General features: G+C 62.1%; 14 protein-coding genes and 1 tRNA gene. 7 read left to right on the top strand and 8 right to left on the bottom strand.

The features are described from left to right. Window positions 1-6,090 (top strand): DEAD/DEAH box helicase, encoded by a 6,090-nt coding sequence (locus F1654_RS13465; RefSeq protein WP_150024079.1) that lies wholly within the window; start codon window positions 1-3, stop codon window positions 6,088-6,090. Between the two features lie 450 nt (window positions 6,091-6,540). On the opposite strand, the gene F1654_RS13460 is transcribed toward F1654_RS13465, so the two are convergent. From F1654_RS13460 to F1654_RS13435, 6 genes are all read right to left on the bottom strand, one after another. Then, window positions 6,541-6,975: a helix-turn-helix domain-containing protein gene (locus F1654_RS13460; protein ID WP_150024078.1), complete on the bottom strand. Its 435-nt coding sequence runs from the start codon at window positions 6,973-6,975 to the stop codon at window positions 6,541-6,543. Window positions 6,976-7,000: 25 nt separating this feature from the next. Continuing rightward, a complete protein-coding gene (locus tag F1654_RS13455; protein WP_150024077.1) occupies window positions 7,001-7,462 on the bottom strand; it encodes a hypothetical protein in 462 nt (153 codons plus the stop codon). 533 nt (window positions 7,463-7,995) lie between these two features. After that, window positions 7,996-8,694, bottom strand: a complete 699-nt coding sequence (locus F1654_RS13450; RefSeq protein ID WP_150024076.1) for a hypothetical protein — start codon at window positions 8,692-8,694, stop codon at window positions 7,996-7,998. A gap of 346 nt (window positions 8,695-9,040) precedes the next feature. Continuing rightward, window positions 9,041-9,670 (bottom strand): hypothetical protein, encoded by a 630-nt coding sequence (locus F1654_RS13445; protein ID WP_150024075.1) that lies wholly within the window; start codon window positions 9,668-9,670, stop codon window positions 9,041-9,043. Then, window positions 9,660-9,908 carry a hypothetical protein gene (locus F1654_RS13440; RefSeq protein WP_233205306.1) on the bottom strand — a complete coding sequence of 83 codons (249 nt, stop codon included), beginning with the start codon at window positions 9,906-9,908 and terminating at the stop codon, window positions 9,660-9,662. Before F1654_RS13440 ends, F1654_RS13445 begins: the two co-directional genes overlap by 11 nt. Window positions 9,909-10,115: 207 nt before the next feature. Next, the gene (locus F1654_RS13435; protein ID WP_150024074.1) at window positions 10,116-10,997 is read right to left on the bottom strand and encodes a hypothetical protein; all 882 of its coding nucleotides are present in this window, start codon (window positions 10,995-10,997) and stop codon (window positions 10,116-10,118) included. A gap of 225 nt (window positions 10,998-11,222) precedes the next feature. On the opposite strand from F1654_RS13435, the gene F1654_RS13430 reads away from it, so the two are divergent. From F1654_RS13430 to F1654_RS13415, 4 genes are all read left to right on the top strand, one after another. Continuing rightward, window positions 11,223-12,200, top strand: a complete 978-nt coding sequence (locus tag F1654_RS13430; RefSeq protein ID WP_233205305.1) for a tyrosine-type recombinase/integrase — start codon at window positions 11,223-11,225, stop codon at window positions 12,198-12,200. Between the two features lie 167 nt (window positions 12,201-12,367). Beyond that, window positions 12,368-12,452 (top strand) — tRNA-Ser (locus F1654_RS13425). A gap of 376 nt (window positions 12,453-12,828) precedes the next feature. Then, window positions 12,829-13,428 carry a recombination mediator RecR gene (gene recR, locus F1654_RS13420; protein WP_150024072.1) on the top strand — a complete coding sequence of 200 codons (600 nt, stop codon included), beginning with the start codon at window positions 12,829-12,831 and terminating at the stop codon, window positions 13,426-13,428. A gap of 12 nt (window positions 13,429-13,440) precedes the next feature. Then, window positions 13,441-14,448 (top strand): alpha/beta hydrolase, encoded by a 1,008-nt coding sequence (locus F1654_RS13415; protein ID WP_150024071.1) that lies wholly within the window; start codon window positions 13,441-13,443, stop codon window positions 14,446-14,448. Window positions 14,449-14,451: 3 nt separating this feature from the next. On the opposite strand, the gene F1654_RS13410 is transcribed toward F1654_RS13415, so the two are convergent. Both F1654_RS13410 and F1654_RS13405 read right to left on the bottom strand, forming a co-directional pair. After that, window positions 14,452-15,711, bottom strand: coding sequence for a class I SAM-dependent RNA methyltransferase (locus F1654_RS13410; RefSeq protein ID WP_150024070.1), 1,260 nt, complete (start codon window positions 15,709-15,711; stop codon window positions 14,452-14,454). Window positions 15,712-16,195: 484 nt separating this feature from the next. Further along, window positions 16,196-16,591, bottom strand: coding sequence for a hypothetical protein (locus F1654_RS13405; RefSeq protein WP_150024069.1), 396 nt, complete (start codon window positions 16,589-16,591; stop codon window positions 16,196-16,198). A gap of 51 nt (window positions 16,592-16,642) precedes the next feature. On the opposite strand from F1654_RS13405, the gene F1654_RS13400 reads away from it, so the two are divergent. Together F1654_RS13400 and F1654_RS13395 are read left to right on the top strand one after the other, a co-directional pair. Next, window positions 16,643-17,104: a hypothetical protein gene (locus F1654_RS13400; RefSeq protein ID WP_233205304.1), complete on the top strand. Its 462-nt coding sequence runs from the start codon at window positions 16,643-16,645 to the stop codon at window positions 17,102-17,104. A gap of 208 nt (window positions 17,105-17,312) precedes the next feature. Beyond that, window positions 17,313-18,053: a hypothetical protein gene (locus F1654_RS13395; RefSeq protein WP_150024067.1), complete on the top strand. Its 741-nt coding sequence runs from the start codon at window positions 17,313-17,315 to the stop codon at window positions 18,051-18,053. The last annotated feature ends 1 nt before the right edge of the window (window position 18,054 follow it).

Genomic DNA, 18,054 nt, shown 5'->3' with positions numbered 1-18,054 from the left:
ATGATCGACATCCAAGCCCTGCTTTCGCGCATCCCCCGAGAGACCAGCCGGTCTTTGCTTGAAATCTCCAAGCTGCGCACTCCAGGCCTAGAACAGGCCGCGCTGGCACGGCTAAACGCGCGCGGCAGCGAATTGATCTTGGAGGGTGCATTTCCCTGGAAGCCGGCGGACGCGGGCTGGGATGGGGTGCGCGAGCTCTTTCAAACCCGCACAGTGGACACGCTGAGCGAGAAGATGTTTCCGCCTTATGCCCATCAGGTGGAAGCCTGGTCGCACTTGCGTGCCGACGACCCGCGGTCGGTAATCGTCTCCAGCGGCACAGGATCAGGCAAAACCGAGTGCTTTCTGGCGCCGCTACTAGACCGGCTTGTTGAGCTGTCGAATAGCGGCGAGCGCCGCCTCACCGGCGTGCGCGCCATCATGCTTTATCCGCTGAACGCCCTTATCAATAGCCAGGAGGAGCGCCTAAAAGCCTGGTTCGAGCCCTTTGGCGGATCGCTCCGCTACTGTCTCTATAATGGGGCCACCCCCAACGAGATCAAAGCCGATGAAGCCCGGATGAATCCGGCCAAAGTGGCTGACCGCAAGACCTTGCGCGCGACGCCGCCGCCGGTCTTGGTCACCAATATCACCATGCTCGAATACATGCTCGTACGCCGCGAAGACGCGCCGATTCTCGAGCAATCTGACGGCACGCTGGAGTACATCGTTCTCGACGAGGCCCACAGCTATATCGGGGCTCAGGCCGCCGAATTGTCTCTGCTATTGCGCAGGGTGGCTGCGGCGTTCGGAAAGCGCCCCGAAGAGCTTCGCTACGTCGCGACCTCCGCGACCATTGGGGATGGTGATCCCGCACCGCTGGGCGCTTTCCTCTCTCAGCTCTCTGGAGCGCCGCTGGATCAAGTGCATGTGGTTCTGGGCCAGAGGGCGGTGTTGCCGGAGGATCCGCTGGAGCCGTCGCCGCTCTCGCTTTCGCAGCTTCAGCGCAGCAGTGATGAAGAGCGGGCGCGGGCGTTGTTCGCCAACGCTGCACTGCGCAAAGTGCGCGAACGCCTGCGGGCCGACCGGCCCCTAACCTGGTCGCAATGGCGCCAGGCGGCATGCGATATTCTCGGCGACCCCGCAGCTGGACAGGATGAAGCGGTCAGCCTGCTTGTGCATGCCCTGCAGGCCCGCCGAAATCCGGAAGAGTCGCGATCTGAAGCGGTACTGCCGATACGCCTGCATATGTTCCATAACGTGCTCTCAGGCGTTCACGTCTGTCCCAATTCAGCATGTTCAGGCAAGCCGCCAGCCATGGCCGATTGGCCCTACGGGTTCGTGGACACTGAAGCGCATGAGCATTGCCCCCACTGCCGCTCAGTTATGTTTGAATGGGTCAGTTGCCGAACCTGCGGTGACGGCGCGCTGAGCGCAGCAGATGATGGCGTCAGACTCAGTCGCCCAACCGAAGACCCTGGTGCGGACTTCGCTCAAGATCTCGACCCTGAATTTCATGCATCGCCGCCGGACGTCGAGGATGATGACTTGCCACTTAGTGACGCCACCCTCGCGCTGGAGCCAGAGCACGACACGGCTTCAATGCGCTGCTTGCTGACCTCGAACCGGAATGGCGTCGCGCTTCAAATGGAGCCTCGAACCGGTCGCATTCTCGACTTTCCAATGGACGGCTCCATTGAATTGCGTCGCCATGATAATCCGAACCTTTGCCCGCACTGCGGCGCAGCACCCGAAAAGCATGAGACTTATGGCCCCGTCAGGCCGCTCCGCGCCGGTGCGCCTTATTTGCTCAGGCAGCTTGTTCCAGCCCTGCTGCCTATGCTCACCCCAGAGCCGGACTCCACCGGCTTGCCAGCGCGAGGCCGGAAACTGATCAGCTTCACCGACGCCAGACAGGGGACGGCAAAGCACGCCTCCGCGCTCCAGATCGGCGCCGAGCGCGAATTTGTCCGCGCCTGGCTCTATCACTCGGTCCAAAATTCGGCCCGTAAGGCGGCTACTAAAGACGATGCCGGCCTGGCGGAGCTGAAGGCGCAGCTCGCACTGATTGAAAGCAACCCCGCACTGGCGAGCGTTATCAAAACAGTGCGCGAGCAAATCAAACAGAAGGAGGGCGGCGGGGCCGTTCGTGCGCTACCCATTTATGAACTTGTTCAGGATCTGGCGCGCCATTCCGACGTTCAAGGCGCGCTTCTAGCCCTCTGGTCTCCTCGAACAAGCCGCATTGAAACTGCCGACGAGTTGGCCGAATTTTTATTGCTGCGGGAGCTTGCAAGACGGCCGAAATGGGCTGCAAGCGCTGAGACACTCGGCTTTGTCCGCCTGCAATTGCCCGATTACGCGCCTCCGCCAGTGGTTGCGGGCCAACTTGGCCTGCTCAAATCCGATTGGCAGGCATTGCTGGAGCTGCTTGTCACGCACTTCTTGCGCCAGAACCAGATGATTACCGTGCGCAATGGCGCATGGATGATTTTCGCCAACATTAAAGGCGGCGGACGCTTTGTTGTTAGAAGTCAAAATGACGTTCACGACAAAGCACGCCAGAAAGTCTGGACCAACCCCTATGGACCTCGGCCTGACGCCAACGCGATTGTAAGTTTGGCATTCCAAGCTTTGAAGATATCCCCTGAAGATAAGGCGGGCCGTGCGGAGCTGGCCGATCTTTTCGACGCCGCTTTCCTGGCGGTGAAGGGCTCAGGCGTGCTGAAAGACGGTGATGGAGGATTCCGTCTCGATTGGACCAAGCTGGCCGTTGTCCCGGTGCAGGAGGCAGACATTTGCCCGATCACCCGTGTTCCGCTGCAAGCTGCGTTCAAAGGGCGATCAATCTATCGCGACAGCCAAGGCCGTCACCCCGAAACTCAGCGCGCAGTCTTCCCGCTCCACCCATTTCCACTCCTGAAAGATGAAAGCGGCTTCGGGGTCCCGAGCGGAGACATTATCGATTGGCTGGAAAGCGACCCCCTCATTGGCGAGCTTCGCACTCAACGGCTCTGGGATGGGCGCAATGACCGGGCCGCTCGCCTAGACAGCTATTTTCGTACCGCTGAACACTCCGCACAACTCGAGCAACCCATTCTCCAAGCCTACGAGGCGGGATTTAAATCTGGAAAAATCAATGTCTTAAGCTGCTCCACCACCATGGAGATGGGCGTCGATATCGGTCAAATGGAGGCCGTTATTCTGACGAACGCTCCGCCATCCATCGCGAACTACAAGCAACGCGTGGGCCGAGCGGGCCGGGGCGGCCAGTCGATTTCTTTGGGTTTGACCATTTGCAAGGACCGACCGCTGGACCGCGAGGTTGTCAATGACCCCATGAGCTATTTCGAGCGCAAACAGGTCGCGCCACGGGTGTCATTAGACAGTGCGATGATCGTTCAGCGCCACGTCAACGCATGGCTGCTCGCCCGCTTTCTTCGCGACGAGGGCAAAGAGCTCTATAAGATGACGGTGGGTGCATTCTTCGCGCTCGATATTGAGGTCGAGCGCGCACCCGTGGACGCTTTTGCAGGATGGCTTGAGGCGCGCGCTGACGTATTAGCTCAGGACGCCGATCTCGACGCGCTGCTGGCCGGTACGCCCTTGGCGCCGGGCGTCGATGTTATATTGGCGTCGCGCGATAGGGTCCTTGCGATCAAGGAGGCGGTGGAGATTGAATGGGAAGCGCTCGACGGCGCGCTGACGGATCAGTCGGCGGAGGAACGTGCGCGATCAGCTCAGCGCGACCGGCTTTCACGCGACTATCTGCTGTCTGCTTTGTCCGGCCAGGGATTTTTCCCGGCCTACGGCTTCCCGACGGGCGTGGTGACCTTCTGGCCCTATTCTGGACAAGAGATCGCTCAGCAAAAAAAGCGTCAGGAGGAGAGCGGCCGGCCGATCCTTGAGGATCGGAGGCTGCGGGCGCGGGGATTGCCGAGCCGGCAAAGAAACATGGCCATTTTCGAATACGCCCCAGGCGCCGAGGTGGTGGTTGATGGCATTGTTAGGCGCAGCGCTGGCGTCACGCTGAACTGGAAGCGTCCAGACGGCGATGAGCCAGTTAAAGAAACCCAAAGCCTTCGCACTGTGCGCCAGTGCCGAGGCTGTGGACGCTTGCGAAGTCAATCTACTGCGTCCGAGGATCGAGGGTGCCCGAACCCAGATTGCGGCGAAGCGAGGTCGGTTGACATTAGCTACCTGGCACCCGCTGGCTTTACCGTCGACACCGCCGTTGCGACGAGCGATCAACCCGAAGGAGCGCCGTATTCGCCGCGGCCTGACGCCTGGGTCGGGTCGTTGAACGCCGACTGGCGCGACTTGCCTGATCCCGAACTTGGCCGGCTTCGCACGGATGCAGCGGGTTTGGTGTTCACGTTCAACCCTGGTGCCCATGGGCATGGCTACGCCCTTTGTCTGGAGTGCGGTCGCGCTGAGCCGGAGACAAGCCCTGACGGCGATTTGCCAAAATCCATGTCCGCTCACCGGCCCCTGCGCCGATCTAAAGGCGGCGAGGCCTTGGAGGTCTGTCCAGGATCGTCCGGCGGCTTCAAGATGCAGCGCCGCCTTAGCCTGGGTGAAGAGACCCGCACCAGCGTATTCGAGCTGCAATTGGCCGGTTTGAAAAGCCGTGAAGCTGCCTTGGCTACAGCGCTCGCTTTGCGTGAGGCAAATGCACGCCGTTTAGGCGTCGAACCTACTGAGATGGGTGTGGCCGCGCTGCAAACGCGGGATCGTCAGGGCCGCCCGACGCATACGGCGGTGGTTTATGATCATGCCGTCGGCGGGGCTGGATTCGCGTCGTCAATAGGCGATGACCCAATAGACCGCATAAGATTGGCTACCGAGCTGCTCGATTGCTCGAAAACGGGACGATGCGGAGACCCTGATGCGAAAAAAATCTGCTCAGCCTGTGTGCTTGGGCCAGATGTTCAGCATCTCGCTGAACGGTCAGATCGCGCATCCGCGTTTAAAGCGCTGAGAGAGGCGAGCTTGCGCTTGGACATGCCCCGGCGCTTTAAAGTCCTGGGTGACGTCACACGCTATGAGAGTGCGCCTTTGCTTGAGGCCGCTTTGGGGCGGCTAAATGCTCGCAAGGACCCCAGTTTGGTGGTCCGATTGACCGGTGCACCTGATGCCTGGGACTTCTCTGAGTGGTCAGCCGGTCCGTTCCTCAAACGTTTCAGTGCTGGAGGCGGATCGCTTTGGTTTGTAGTCAATGCCGCTGAAATCAAGGCATGCGCTCCTAATATCAAGGCTGAGTTCGCGCTCAACGCTGAACGAATTGGCGCACGCATTCTGGACGCAGCGGCACTGTCATGGCTTGAAAACGCAGCACTATATTGCCGCTCCGCTGATCAAGCCCGCTTTTTTGGCGCCAAAGATATAACTTGCGCTCCTGGCCCTGAATGGGGATTTGCGGTCGATGCACCAAATGTGTCAGCCGAGACGCGGCTGATCACAGATGCGGAGCTGGCACGAGCGGCTGTCGATGTAACCGCATGGCTCCAAGGTGACCAGCGCGGCGGCATCAGATTTGTCGGTCCTGACCTGGACGGACCGGTGTTGGGGTTTGGAGAGCGGTTCAAAGCGTTGGCGGCGGAGCTTGCCCCGGATGTTTTTGGAGCGAAGGCTGAGCCAGCTGTCAGGATCACGATCCATGATCGCTACATTTACAATCCACTAGCGGTGCGCCTTTACGCTGAGATCATAGGTGCTTTGGCAGGGCCGGGCGCGAAATGCAATGTGATCACGCGAGGCGCGAAACGCTATGATGAGCCGCGTCGCGCTGATCTTCTGACCCATGACTGGCCACATATCGAGGATCGCAACGAGGTACTCAGCGCGCTTTTCAGGGATGTTGGAGTGCCAGCAAGTGTGCTTGAGCGGCAGGAATGCCCCCATTGGCGCACGCTGAGTGTAGAGACGCAGTCAGGCGCAAAAGCTGTTCTTGTTTTGGACCAGGGAGTGGGGGCGTGGAAACCTATTCGTCCGGTGCGGTTTGATTTCTCTAATTCGATTAGTATCCAATTTAAAGAGCTGGGTCGAATGAATGCTCTGATAAAGTGCGATGCTGGGCGCACCTATTTCGGATTGATTAATGAAAAATAGGCCATGTACAGTAAATGGCGGCGGATATAGATTGCAAATTCAATAGCATATTAAACCCTTACAAATCAATTCATTAATTGCCGAGTGTATAGGGCCTATAGAGCCCCCCCCTACGAAATTTCGTTTTCAGCAACTTTCTAGATACTTTCATTCATAATTTCGCTTTATATGTAATCGAAATATTAAATATCTATATAATTGCATTTTTTAGGATTTACATTGATATCAGTATATCATTAGGTGGCGAATAGACATCGCCATATCTCTATTATTTATTTGGTTTTAAGCTGAAGGGCCTTGTGAGCCTGCCAGTGCACCTCGTGTAAATAACTCTATAACGCTGCCAGACGCGCTCTCCACGTTTACGCTACCCCACCAGCACCAGACACCGGGACGCTCGCCAGCGAGCTCTGGTGAGTCATTGGCGAGCATCCCGGTGTATGAGGTCCGCTAGACCGTCTCCCCCTTCGCTTTGGCCGCGCGGTGGGCCTTCACGATCTCGAACTCCTCCTCGGTGACGACCCGGTCGAACACGCCGAGCAGGGCGGGGGCGTCCTGGTGAGCGCCGATATACTGCTCCAGCCACATCCGGAGCAGAAGCGCGAGCTCGATGTTGAACAGCTCAGACAGCTGGACGAGCTTCTCGATGGGTATGCGGCTGCGGCCGGAACGCCATTGCGAGAGGATGTTCGGTTTCTGATAGCCAAGCCTCGATGTCAGGTCGTTGGCATACCAGCCCCGGCTGGCGAGTAGCTCGTCGACGCGCTCATCGATCCACATGGCGAGCTCATAGCCGGGGCCGGTCTCTTTATCGCCGGGAGGACGGCCTGCGCCTGCGCGCGGACCACCCTTGCCCTTGATGCGGTTGGGTGCGGTGTAGCCCATGGCTGCGTCCTCCTCTTGCTCTCCGTCAGACCGGTTCGAGCGCGCTGAGCGCGTCGCGCCGCTGGTGTCCGGATGCGGTCATCCAGCGTAGCAGGTCAAGGTGCTCGTCGGTGACCGCGCCGAGCTTGATGCCGGTGCGCTTCATCCGGGAGAGGAGCGCATGCGCTTCGGGGCGCACGCAGCGTCCGGCAAGCTCGGTCAGCGCCTTGCCCTCGACGCTCTCAGGCGACAGAAGCTGCGCGGCCCACAGCGCGAATATCTCCTCGGGCGTCACGCCGGTGATCTCGGCCAGCGTGAAAATGGCGCCGGGTGGAACCGGCCGCGTTCCGTCCTTCCAGGCCCGGATGGCGCCCTGCTGGGCGTAGCCGAAGCGGCGGGCGATCTGCAGGTCGTCCATGCCGGAGAGGGTGTTGAGGTTCTCGGTGAGCCAGCGCGCGATCAGCGAGGCCGGAGCGGGGGCAGTAGGCGGTTGGTCGTGGGTCGTCATGATGGGGTCTCCATGTGTGTTGGTGTCCGGTCCAGCGCGTGCTGCGACCGTCTGACCATCACGATATCGACCACAGGGTCCCGTTCACTTGGGAAATCGCTCAGGGCTGCATGCCAAGCAGTGCGCCCCGGCAGGCATTCGCGGGCAGAGGGCGCAGGGTATGGGCGGCGTTTTGTGCGCGCCGGAGGAGAGGCGGACCCGATGCGCCGTTTCGCCTGCACTGGCCCGTAGCCTGCCGAGCCCCATACACGCCGGGAGCCCTGTTTCGCCTGCGTCTGCCTCCAGAAGATTTCGCCTGCAGATCCCAAGCCCCGATCCCGAAAGGCCTCCAGGGGCGGAACGTATCCGGGTCGTAGCCGGAAGGCCGATCCAACATGCTGATATATATGGCTATATATCGCCAGCCTTAAGCTGGCTTCGCCAGTGCCGGGTGTCCCTTACGGCACAAACCTCGCCTTTTCTTCCGCCTAGGTTCCCTGGCAGGGGCCGGAGATGGCCAAAAAGGAAGGAAACATGAAGCACGGGGAAGCCGGTCAGCTCCGATCTCCGGCCTCCTCCAGCTTTCTCAGCTCGCTCCGATAAGCATTAATGGCTGCGGCCAGACCGGGCAGCGCCGAGAGTATTCTCCAGAGCAGGACAAGGATCGAGATCAGGACCAAACCGCACAGGGACCGGTATGCCAGGATCAGCCCGGACAGGAGGATGTTGTCCTTGTTGTTGCTGAGGTTGGAAACAGACAGGCCGAAAACCTCGAAGGTGTCGGTCAAGGCGCCTCTCAGGGCCTGATCGGCGATGAAGACGGCAAGCCTCCATGCTTCGACGCCGGAGCCATCTATCAGGTCTTCTCCGTCCAGCAGCGAGGGCATGCCGGGTATGAACCAGTCATCGAACACTAGGATAATCAGAAGAAGAGCGCCGGGTGCAACTATACCGTACAGGACCAGCCCAAGGCTCCGCCTCACGGCGGCCTGAAGGCCGCCCCTGGCATGTTCCTCAAGGCTCAGAATGCGATTCCTGATTGTCTCTGGCTTCCTGGGAGGGCTGCCACGAGATCGGCGGATCATCTCGGCTTCGTTGAAATCCCGGATCACGCTCAAGAGCCGGAAGCCGAACCAAAGCAGCAACAGAAGGGCTATCACAACGCCTAGCCAGCTATAGGCCAGGAGAAAAACCTGCGACGTCAAAGCCTCAAGCAAGGCAGACGCGACCGCTTCCACATTCAGATCATTCATCCCAGCCCCCACCGGTTTATGAAAGAGAGCTTAACCGGGACGTCTGAAATGGGAAGGCATGTTCGGGGGTCGCTGGACCGACGCTTCGCGTCGGGTGAAGGTCTTGGTGGCTCCGCGCGCCCTTCGGGCGACAGCTACGCCACCAAGACCGTTCCCTGCCAATTGATCGAAACAAGTCTCTCTTGGGGTGGGATGATCACCGCTGCTTGGTTCCGGACAGACAAGAGCAGTGGACCATTTTCTGATCCACTGCTCATTGGCTGGGGGAGGACGATGATCATCTAACTCGAGCATGCGACGTTAGACTATACGATCATGCAAATTATATCTTAGCAGTGCGTGATAATCAACACCGCAATACATCCATCACGGCATTGATATCGGGCTGGTTGCTGGACCAGTCAAAGCAGGTCATGTGGAAGGGCTGCGCTCCTACGCGGTACTGCTCCTTCGACACGTATTGCGCGACCATCTCCGGCGTCCCGTCAATGAACTGGGCGTGGTAGTGGAAGCCCTTGCCCCTTTTGCGCCACAGCTGCTCCAGGAGCGGGGCGCGGTCAACTTGATCATCGTACGAGTCGTGGCGGTCGTAGTTGCGCCCATACCCGATGAAGTGATCCCAGTGCCGCCCTTTCACAAGAGACATCCGGGCTTCGCTGCGCTGCCAAGCGCTCTTGTGGGGGAACCAGATCAGCAGATGGGCGTGCGCATTCACGTCCAGCTTTTCCGGCAGGATAAACGCACAAAGCCGGTCCTTGGCGGACTTCTTGTACGGTCGGCGGGTACGCATCACGATCTGCTCAAACTCGAAGATCGTATCGTTGACGAGCTCGAGAAGCCGATTGGCGGACATCGGCCGGTTCGTGCCGAGCGTAACCATAATGTCGGGCTGCAGTCCGGCAATGAACTGAACAAGGGCAGCTGCGTCCTTGCGCTGGTTGACCCGGGTATTGTCGTGGGCGTTTCTACGCTTCATGACGGCCTCCCGTGCTGGAACCGCCGATCTGGGCGTCGAGAAATGCGTCCAGTTTGGATCGCCGGGCAAAGAGCCGGTTGCCGACCTTGCCAATGGGCAGAGTCCGCCGCTCAGCATGGTGAAACACCTGCCGCTCGGTCAGTCCCAGGCAGCGGGCAATGGCTTCGGCGCCCCACAGATAGTCGGGGTCGGGCAGGGATTGGCCATCGCCCATATGAGTGGTCATGGCGAAGGTCATGATGCCTTCTTCGCGGCACACAGATAGGCCTGATCGAGAAGGGAGATCGCACAATTCAATTGCGCCAATCCCGAGAGATGCAGCTATTTCCGTCAAGCTGCTCAATTTTGGTATCATGGTGATTGTCTCGTTATTGCTGATTTTGGGACACCTCCTTTCGGGGGTGGTTTTGCCGGTCGGGATTGACCGCTCTTGGCGAGGGCGCGGCTACGGCATCTGGCGCCTCCCTTGATCCCGGTTCCGGTGAAGGAACCGCCTCAGAGGCTGGGCCAGGTTGAGCTCCACTGCCGCGACGGGCTGGTCAAAGCATCTGCGCGCCACATTGACCCGATTGTCATCAAGCTCAACAAGTCTGCACTCAGCGGTATTCGTGCTGGCATACCGGTCGAACAGGAACTCGACATCGAATGTCCGGTTCGCTAGCGACCTCACGTCTGCCAGAAGCTCCCAGCTTTCGCCGGTGACGTACTGGGGTGGCACAGGAAGGTTCGTGCCGAACAGCCACCTGCGATCTACCAGACGCAACAGCGGGTCCCTCGCATGATGATATTCAACAGCGCTCTCTGGAGCGCTCGTTACTGCCTCTGCCGCGTCAACTCGGGTCTGTGCGTCTGCGCTCTCCAAGGCAAACCAGAATAGCGTATACCGCACCCAATCTTCGCATATGACATCAGCGACCGTGCAGCCCGGCTCCTGTGTTGATTGGCCGGGTATACCGCGCAAAAGGCTGACCGCGCTGAGCAGGTGTAGATCGGCGTAGTCCGCCAGCCCCAAGGCCAGCTCCGCCTTAAGTATGTCCCGAAGCCGCCATAGGCGCATCCAGCCTACCGCGGGTCGATAATCGTCCCCGATCTTCTGGACCTTGATTGATCGTATCCATCCAGCGGACTGCAAATGCCTAAGCGCCGCCTCGCTGGCGAACCGGGAAAGCGCGCCCCCCTGCTTTTCGGTGGCGGTACGCTTCCTGGCGACAGGTTCTTCAACAGCGCTGCCAATGGCCTCTGCGTCGGTCAGGAACTGCCGCTCACGCCAATCTAGCCGGAGCTGAGAGGCGACCCACTCGATATCGTCAAAATTGCCACTTGCCACTTGTTTGCCCCTTGACGTCTGAAATCATTCGCTGCATGTCTATGCCTGAAGCGAATGACTGCGTCAATAGGCTTTTATCAAGGGAGCGGAAAAATGGCATCGGTCAGGAAACGTGTCTTGCCGTCCGGGAAGACGCGGTGGCTGGTGGATTTCGTCGATCCGGCGGGAAACCGTCGGAACAGGAATTTTGATCGCAAGAGAGACGCAGACGCCTTTCTGGATCAGGTGAAGGCGCAAATCCGGGCGGGCACGCTGGTGATGGACGATCAGACCGTCACGGTGCGCGAGGCTTGTGCGGCCTATATGGAATCCGCCGCCGTCAAGACGCTCGAGCCGTCCACCTGGAACCAGTATGAGCAGCATGTGCGGGTGCATATCTCTCCGCGCCTGGGCGAATTGCTGCTCACCCACCTATCAGAGCGCCGGGTCTATGAATTTATAGACAGTCTTACAGCGGAAGCATCAGCGGTGATGGCGCGCAAGGTTCTGGCCACGCTCAAGCGGATCATCACCGACGCCCAGCGGCGCGGGCAGGTTGGCCGCAATGTCATCATCGACAAGCAGATCAGGGTGTGTGGGGCGAGCCAGTTTCAAAAACGCCTGCCCGAGCGCAGAGAGCTGCAACGGCTGCTGGCCGCATCCGATCCGGACACGCGCGTCCTGTTTCTGACCGCCATGCTCACCGGCTTGCGCCGGGGCGAGCTGCGCGCCCTGAGTTGGGATGATGTGCGTTTTGAGGAGCGTGTGATCCGCGTCCGGCGCTCTGCGCGTGAGACGGGGACCATCAAGGCAACCAAGACCCGCAAGGGGCATCGTGACATTCCCATGGGCGCCAATCTCATTCACGAGCTCAAGGCCTGGAAGCTGAGATGCCCCACAGGCCCGGCACAGCTGGTGTTCCCAAACGGGGCTGGGCGCGTTGAAAGCGGCTCAAACATCTGGAACCGGCGTTTCGTCCCGGCGATGAAGGCCGCAGGGCTTGTCGATCAGGAAGGCAAACCCGTCTTCCGCTTTCACGATCTCCGGCACGCAGCAGCGGCGCTGTTCATCGAGCAGGGTATGGGTCCAAAACGCATCCAGGACCTCATGGGCCACGCCTCGATCCAGATGACGTTCGACACCTATGGGTATCTGTTCCGCGATGACGACCGGGATGCCCAGGCGGCTGAAGGTGTTGCGGCCAGGCTGCTGGGCTCTGGCTAGGCCCATATGGGTTAGGGCGCCAAAATCACCGCGAGCACCCTCATGACCCGGTTCCCAGGACCCGGGTTTTTCTAGGACTTCGCTTTCCCGGAGCGAGAAATAAACGGGAACGCATTCCCGCCCAGTTACACCCGCTCCGGCTAAATCACGCTGCACGGACGCTGCACGGAGGGGCTAATATATTGATATTATTGAGCTGAAACCGGACTCATAATCCTGAGGTCGAGAGTTCGAGTCTCTCCCCCGCTACCAATTTTTCCTAAGCCCTTATCTCACTGGCATAATTGGCTTTCTCGCCTTTGGACTGTCCCACAAACTGTCCCACAAGGGTGAGGCGCGCCGGCGTCTGACTGTCTCTCCCCAACATCCCCCAATCTGCGTTTGCCCGGCGCACGCCGGGACCCGGAAACACCGGCGCATCTGGACCCCGGCTTGCGCCGGGGAAACGCGGGGGGCAGGACATGAGTTCATGTGATCTGCCGATTCCCCCTCCAGTCCTTCGAGGGTCCCCCTACCGTGCAAGCGCGGAGAAAAGACAAACCCAGCCCTACCGCTCCGCCCTCGCGCACGCTTCATCCGCCCGCGCTACACTCCCCATCAGCGAATCAAAGTGTGGAGACCAAGTCCCATGGCGGCGGCCGGACCTGAGATTGAGCGGCTGATCCAACTGCTGGCCAAACTGCCCGGGCTGGGACCGCGTTCGGCACGGCGGGCGGCGCTGCAGATGCTGCAAAAACGTGACACGGTCATGCGCCCGCTGGCGCAGGCTCTGGCCGAGGCGGCCGAGAAGATCACGCCGTGTCAGGTGTGCGGCAATCTGGACATCACCGATCCGTGCACGGTGTGCCGCGATCCGCGCCGGGAACCCGGCGTGATCTGCGTGGTGGAGACGGTGAGCGATCTGTGGGCGCTGGAGCGCGCGGGCGCGTTCAAGGGGCGCTATCACGTGCTGGGCGGCGTGCTGTCGGCCATCGACGGGATCGGGCCGGACGAGCTCAATATCGCCCGCCTGATCGAGCGCGCGCGCGATGGCGATGTCAGCGAGATCATCCTGGCCCTCAACGCCACGGTGGACGGCCAGACCACCGCCCATTTCCTCGCCGACAAGCTGGCCGGGACGGGCGTCGCCCTCACCTCGCTGGCGCGCGGCGTGCCGGTGGGGGGCGAGCTTGATTATCTTGATGACGGCACGCTGACCGCCGCCTTCCGCAGCCGCCGCCCCGCGTAAAAGGAGCCTGCCATGACCGCCCGCCATAATCACCCCGCCGGAACGATCACGCGCATGAATGTGGAGAGCGCGCTCCTGAAGGGCAATTTCCTGGACGATCCGCATGTGCGGGCCATCGATATCTATACGCCCCACGGCCACGATGGCGCGGGCCTGCCGCTGCTGGTGGATCTGACCGGCTATACGGGGAGCGGGCTGTCGCATACCGCCTGGAAGAATTTCGGCGAGAACGTGCCCGAGCGCCTCGACCGGCTGATCGGCTCTGGCGTCATGGCGCCGGCGGTGGTGGCCTTCCCCGACTGTTTCACGCGGCTGGGCGGCAATCAGTATATCAACTCGACGGTCATGGGCCCCTGGGCCGATGTGGTCACCACCGAGTTCGTGCCCGCGGTGGAGGCGCGCTTCAATTGCGGCGGCGCCGGGCGCCGGGCGGTGTTCGGCAAGAGCTCGGGCGGGTATGGCGCGATGGTGCACGCCATGCTCCACGCCGATGTGTGGGCCGCAGCGGCCTGTCATTCGGGCGATATGGGGTTCGAGCTGTGCTATGCGCGCGACTTCCCCGGCGCCCTGCGTGCGCTGGCCAAGAAGGGCGGAGTGAAAGGCTTCATGGAAGCGTTCGAGGCCAATCCCAAACCCGCCGGCTCCGACATCCATGTGCTGATGACGCTGGCCATGGCGGCCACCTATGACCCGGACCCCAGTCAGCCCTTCGGCGTGCGCCTGCCGGTGACGCCCGATACCTGCGAAAGGATTGATGCGCTGTGGGCCAACTGGCTGCAATGGGATCCGCTCACCCTGGTGGAGCGCCATCACGGCGATCTCAAGCGCCTGAAAGGCCTGTTCATCGATTGCGGCGATGTGGACCAGTATGACCTGGTCTACGGCGCCCGGCGCCTCCACGCCCGCCTCAACGCGCTGGGCGTGCCGCACGAGTATCAGGAATTCCCCGACGACCATTCGGGCATCGACTACCGCATGGATGTGAGCCTGCCGTATCTGGTGAAGGCGCTGGAGGGGTGAGGTTCACCCCCGCCTGAACACCGCCGCCACTTCCACATGGCCGGTCCAGGCGAACTGGTCGACCGGGGTGACGGTTCCCATGCGGTAACCGCCCTCGATGAGGATCGCCGCGTCGCGGGCGAAGGTGGCCGGGTTGCAGGAGATGGAGACGATCACCGGGACGCTCGAGTCGGCCAGGCGCTCGCACTGGGTTTTCGCTCCGGCGCGCGGCGGGTCGAGAACGACCAGGTCAGCGCCGGCCAGCTCAGACACGCTCAAGGGCTCCAGCGCCAGATCGCGCACCTTGGCGTCGACGGGTTTGAGCCCCGGCGTGCGCCGGGCGGCGTGATTAAGGGCGCCCAACGGCCCGGCATCGCCCTCCACCGCCAGCACCGGCGCCAGCTCCGCCAGGCGCAGGGCGAAGGCGCCCGACCCGGCATAGAGATCAATGACCTTCGCAGCGCCCTGCGCCGCCTCCATCACGATGGCCGCCAGCACCGCCTCGCCCGCCGCCGTCGCCTGCAGGAACCCGCCGGGAGACGGCATGACCGAGGCGCGGCCGACTTTCAGGGCGGGATCGGCCATCTTGAACACCGGATCGCCATTGATCGTCACGCGCGCCCAGCCATGACGGCCGGCGCTGTCCGCCGCGCTTTCGCGCATGGCCAGTTCCAGCGTGTCCGCCCCCGTCAGCGCCACATCCAGGCCCGCATCGCTGGCCGCCACGGCGATCTCCAGCCTGCGCCTGGGGTGAATTGCGGCGCGGGCGAGCGTGCGCAGGGCCGGGATGGCGGCGCGTATGGCGGGGTGGGCGACAGGACAGTCTTCAAGGTCGACAATCTGGTCGCCTGCGCGCTCCATGAAGCCGAACACCAGCCGGCCGCCAATCATCATGGCGTGAAAGGTCGCGCGCCGGCGCCCCTCGCCATGGGCGTCCATCAGGGGCCTCACCTCAGCCTCGATCCCGGCGCGTGATAGCGCCTGAACCACCAGATCGCGCTTCCAGGCGCGATAAGCTTCAGGTCTGAAATGCTGAACCGAGCAACCGCCGCACCGGTCAGCCACCGGGCAAAACGGCGCAACGCGGTCAGGGGAATCGGTCAGCCGGCGCACCACCCGACCGCGCTCGCCGCGCACCTCCAGCTCGGCGGTTTCCCCCGGCAGCAGGCCGGGCGCATAGATCGGCCCGGGCAAGACGGCGTCGCCACGCGCGCCCAGGGTCTGGGCGGTCAGGGTGGCGCGACGGGGCGCGCTGCGGGCGGGAGATGGGCGGCGTCTTTTCATGGCCGCGCTTGTGAACGCTGCAGGCCGCAACGGTCAAGCGGCATGGCCGCAAACCCTGTCAGGACTGGGCTGCACGAACATGACCGGCCTGTTCATGTTCAGGTCAGGCTTCAATCCTTAACGTACATTAATCTGCCGGAGACAATCCGGCGCCCGAACAGAAAGGCCCTGCGCGATGCTTACAAAGCTCCTCGCTGCAACGGCGCTGGCGGTTGTCCTGGCTGGCGCTCCCGATCTCGTCACTCCCGCCCCTGCGCCCCAGGCCGCCGCTTCCGCCGCTGCTGAGGCGGCCCAGGAACGCCGCAGCCGTGAAAGCCGGGGTAATAACCGCCGCGCCGCGCCCCAGCAGCGCCAGAGCCGGCCCGCTGCCCAATCGCGCAATAACCGCTCTGAACGCCGGGAGTCGCGCCCCGCGCCCCAGCGGCAGCAAAGCGCGCCCCAGCGCCAGCGCCAGCAGAGCGCGCAAGCCAGGCAGCGTGAAGCTTCACAGGCCAATCGCAGCGCCCGGAACCCGCAAATGCGCAACCAGCCCGCCGGAACCCCGCGTCCGCAGGCCCAGCAGCAGCGTGGCGGCCAGTGGCAAGGCCGCCAAGGCGGCGCGCGCCAGGTCTCGACCGAGCAGCAAAGCCGCCAGCAGGGCGCGCAGCAACAGCGCCGCTCTCAAGGCGCACAGCAGCAACGCCGTCCGCAGAGCGCTCAGCAGAACCGGCAACGCCAGTATCAGGGCAATCAGCAGCGCAGCCAGCATGCGCGCGGCGGCCAACAGCGTTCCGGCCCGTCCTACCGCGGATCTCAGCAGCGCCAGCATCACAGCCAGCAGCGCCACCACCAGTCCAATCGCCACGCGACTCACCGTTCGCGCACGGTGCACCACCATCATCACCGCGCACCGCGCACCCGGGTGGTTTACAGGCACATCCATCACTTCCCGGTGCAGCGCAATTGGCGCTACCATACGCGCTTCACCACGCATTACTCGCGCCACACCTTCAACTATGTGGACAGCTTCTGCCGTCCGCGCGGCGACGCCGTGATCGCGGGCGCTCTGATCGGCGCCATCTTCGGCGCGGCTGTAACCGACGGCGATCCGTACGGCTATCTGGGCGGCGGGCTGCTGGGCGCAGGCATCGGGGCGTCGCTCAATGAATGCGACCGGGGCCATTACACCTACGGCGTCTACCAGTCGTTCAATACCGGCAACCCGTTCTACTGGCACAATCCGCATTCGGGCGTGCGCGGCGTGGTCTATGCGCGTGACTATCACACCTGGAATTCGCGCCAGTGCCGCTGGGGCGACGCGGAGATCTTCATGCCCAACGGCCAGATCGTCTATGACCGGGTGCGCATGTGCCGCGACCATTATGGCCAGTGGCAGGTCGCCCGCCTGCAATAACCCTCTGAGCTCCCTTACCAGGCCCATGGGGACGGGACCGGGGACAGGGGAAACGGGTCCGGTTCGCACCGGGCCCGTTTCTGTATCCGCCGCCGCAAGAACAAAGAACCCGAGCTCTGTTCATCTCAGGCTCATCGCCAACGGCTTAGGATTTGCGTAAGACTTGTCATGGAGGCCCCGCCTCCCCGGTCATGCGAAGGAGACCGCCATGAAATACGCCCTTGCTTCACTCGCCGCCCTGTCGGCTGGCGCGTTCGCAGCGCCTGGCGCCATGGCCCAGCATTATTCGGCCCATTCCCACTATGCGCCGCAGATGACCTATGAGCAGTGCGTGCGTCAGCAGCAGAACCGCCAGGTCACAGGCGCCGTGGTCGGCGGCCTTCTGGGCGCTGTGGCCGGGGCGCAGGTTCATAACGCCACCAAGCCGCGCAACACCGCCCCGCCCCCGCGATACGGGCACCGGGGTCACAGGGGCGGGCGTCATCATCACCATCAGCAGCGCTCGAACTCGTCCAATGCCGGCGCAGTGGTGGCTGGCGGCGCCATCGGCGCGCTGGCGGGCGCGGCGGTGACCGGCAACACCAATTGCAACCAGTTCCCGCGCCAGCAAGCCGTTCACGGTCATCATGGCCATCACGGCGCATATCATGGCGGCTACGCCCACAGCCATGATCCTCACGCCTACAGCCACTCCTCCTATGGCTATGACGGCTATGCGGGTGATGATTACGGCTACGGCTATGACGGGTATGGCGCGCCGTCCTCCGGCGGCGTCCTGATGGGCGGGGAAGACTACGGCCATCCCCAGCAGCCCCCGGCCCGCACCTATACCGCCAGCTCTGCCCAGCTTCCGCCCCCGGGCGCGGCCTGCCGCTACATGGCCTCGGGCAATGGCGCCCAGGTCTTCATGTGCCAGGGCGCGGACGGTATCTGGCGCCCCGGCTACTGAG

Source organism: Alkalicaulis satelles (genome assembly GCF_008630495.1).
Classification (GTDB): domain Bacteria; phylum Pseudomonadota; class Alphaproteobacteria; order Caulobacterales; family Maricaulaceae; genus Oceanicaulis; species Oceanicaulis satelles.
Note: the sequence above shows the minus strand (reverse complement) of the source record. Positions and strands in the feature narration are given on the sequence as shown.

Excerpts from the sequence above, each read along its gene's own strand:
- F1654_RS13465 (WP_150024079.1), top strand. The coding sequence starts at position 1 with ATGATCGACATCCAAGCCCTGCTTTCGCGCATCCCCCGAGAGACCAGC.
- F1654_RS13395 (WP_150024067.1), top strand. The coding sequence starts at position 17,313 with ATGAAATACGCCCTTGCTTCACTCGCCGCCCTGTCGGCTGGCGCGTTC.
- F1654_RS13445 (WP_150024075.1), bottom strand. The coding sequence starts at position 9,670 with ATGAAGCGTAGAAACGCCCACGACAATACCCGGGTCAACCAGCGCAAG.
- recR (WP_150024072.1), top strand. The coding sequence starts at position 12,829 with ATGGCGGCGGCCGGACCTGAGATTGAGCGGCTGATCCAACTGCTGGCC.
- F1654_RS13455 (WP_150024077.1), bottom strand. The coding sequence starts at position 7,462 with ATGACGACCCACGACCAACCGCCTACTGCCCCCGCTCCGGCCTCGCTG.
- F1654_RS13405 (WP_150024069.1), bottom strand. The coding sequence starts at position 16,591 with ATGATGGTGGTGCACCGTGCGCGAACGGTGAGTCGCGTGGCGATTGGA.
- F1654_RS13450 (WP_150024076.1), bottom strand. The coding sequence starts at position 8,694 with ATGAATGATCTGAATGTGGAAGCGGTCGCGTCTGCCTTGCTTGAGGCT.
- F1654_RS13415 (WP_150024071.1), top strand. The coding sequence starts at position 13,441 with ATGACCGCCCGCCATAATCACCCCGCCGGAACGATCACGCGCATGAAT.
- F1654_RS13440 (WP_233205306.1), bottom strand. The coding sequence starts at position 9,908 with ATGACCTTCGCCATGACCACTCATATGGGCGATGGCCAATCCCTGCCC.
- F1654_RS13460 (WP_150024078.1), bottom strand. The coding sequence starts at position 6,975 with ATGGGCTACACCGCACCCAACCGCATCAAGGGCAAGGGTGGTCCGCGC.
- F1654_RS13410 (WP_150024070.1), bottom strand. The coding sequence starts at position 15,711 with ATGAAAAGACGCCGCCCATCTCCCGCCCGCAGCGCGCCCCGTCGCGCC.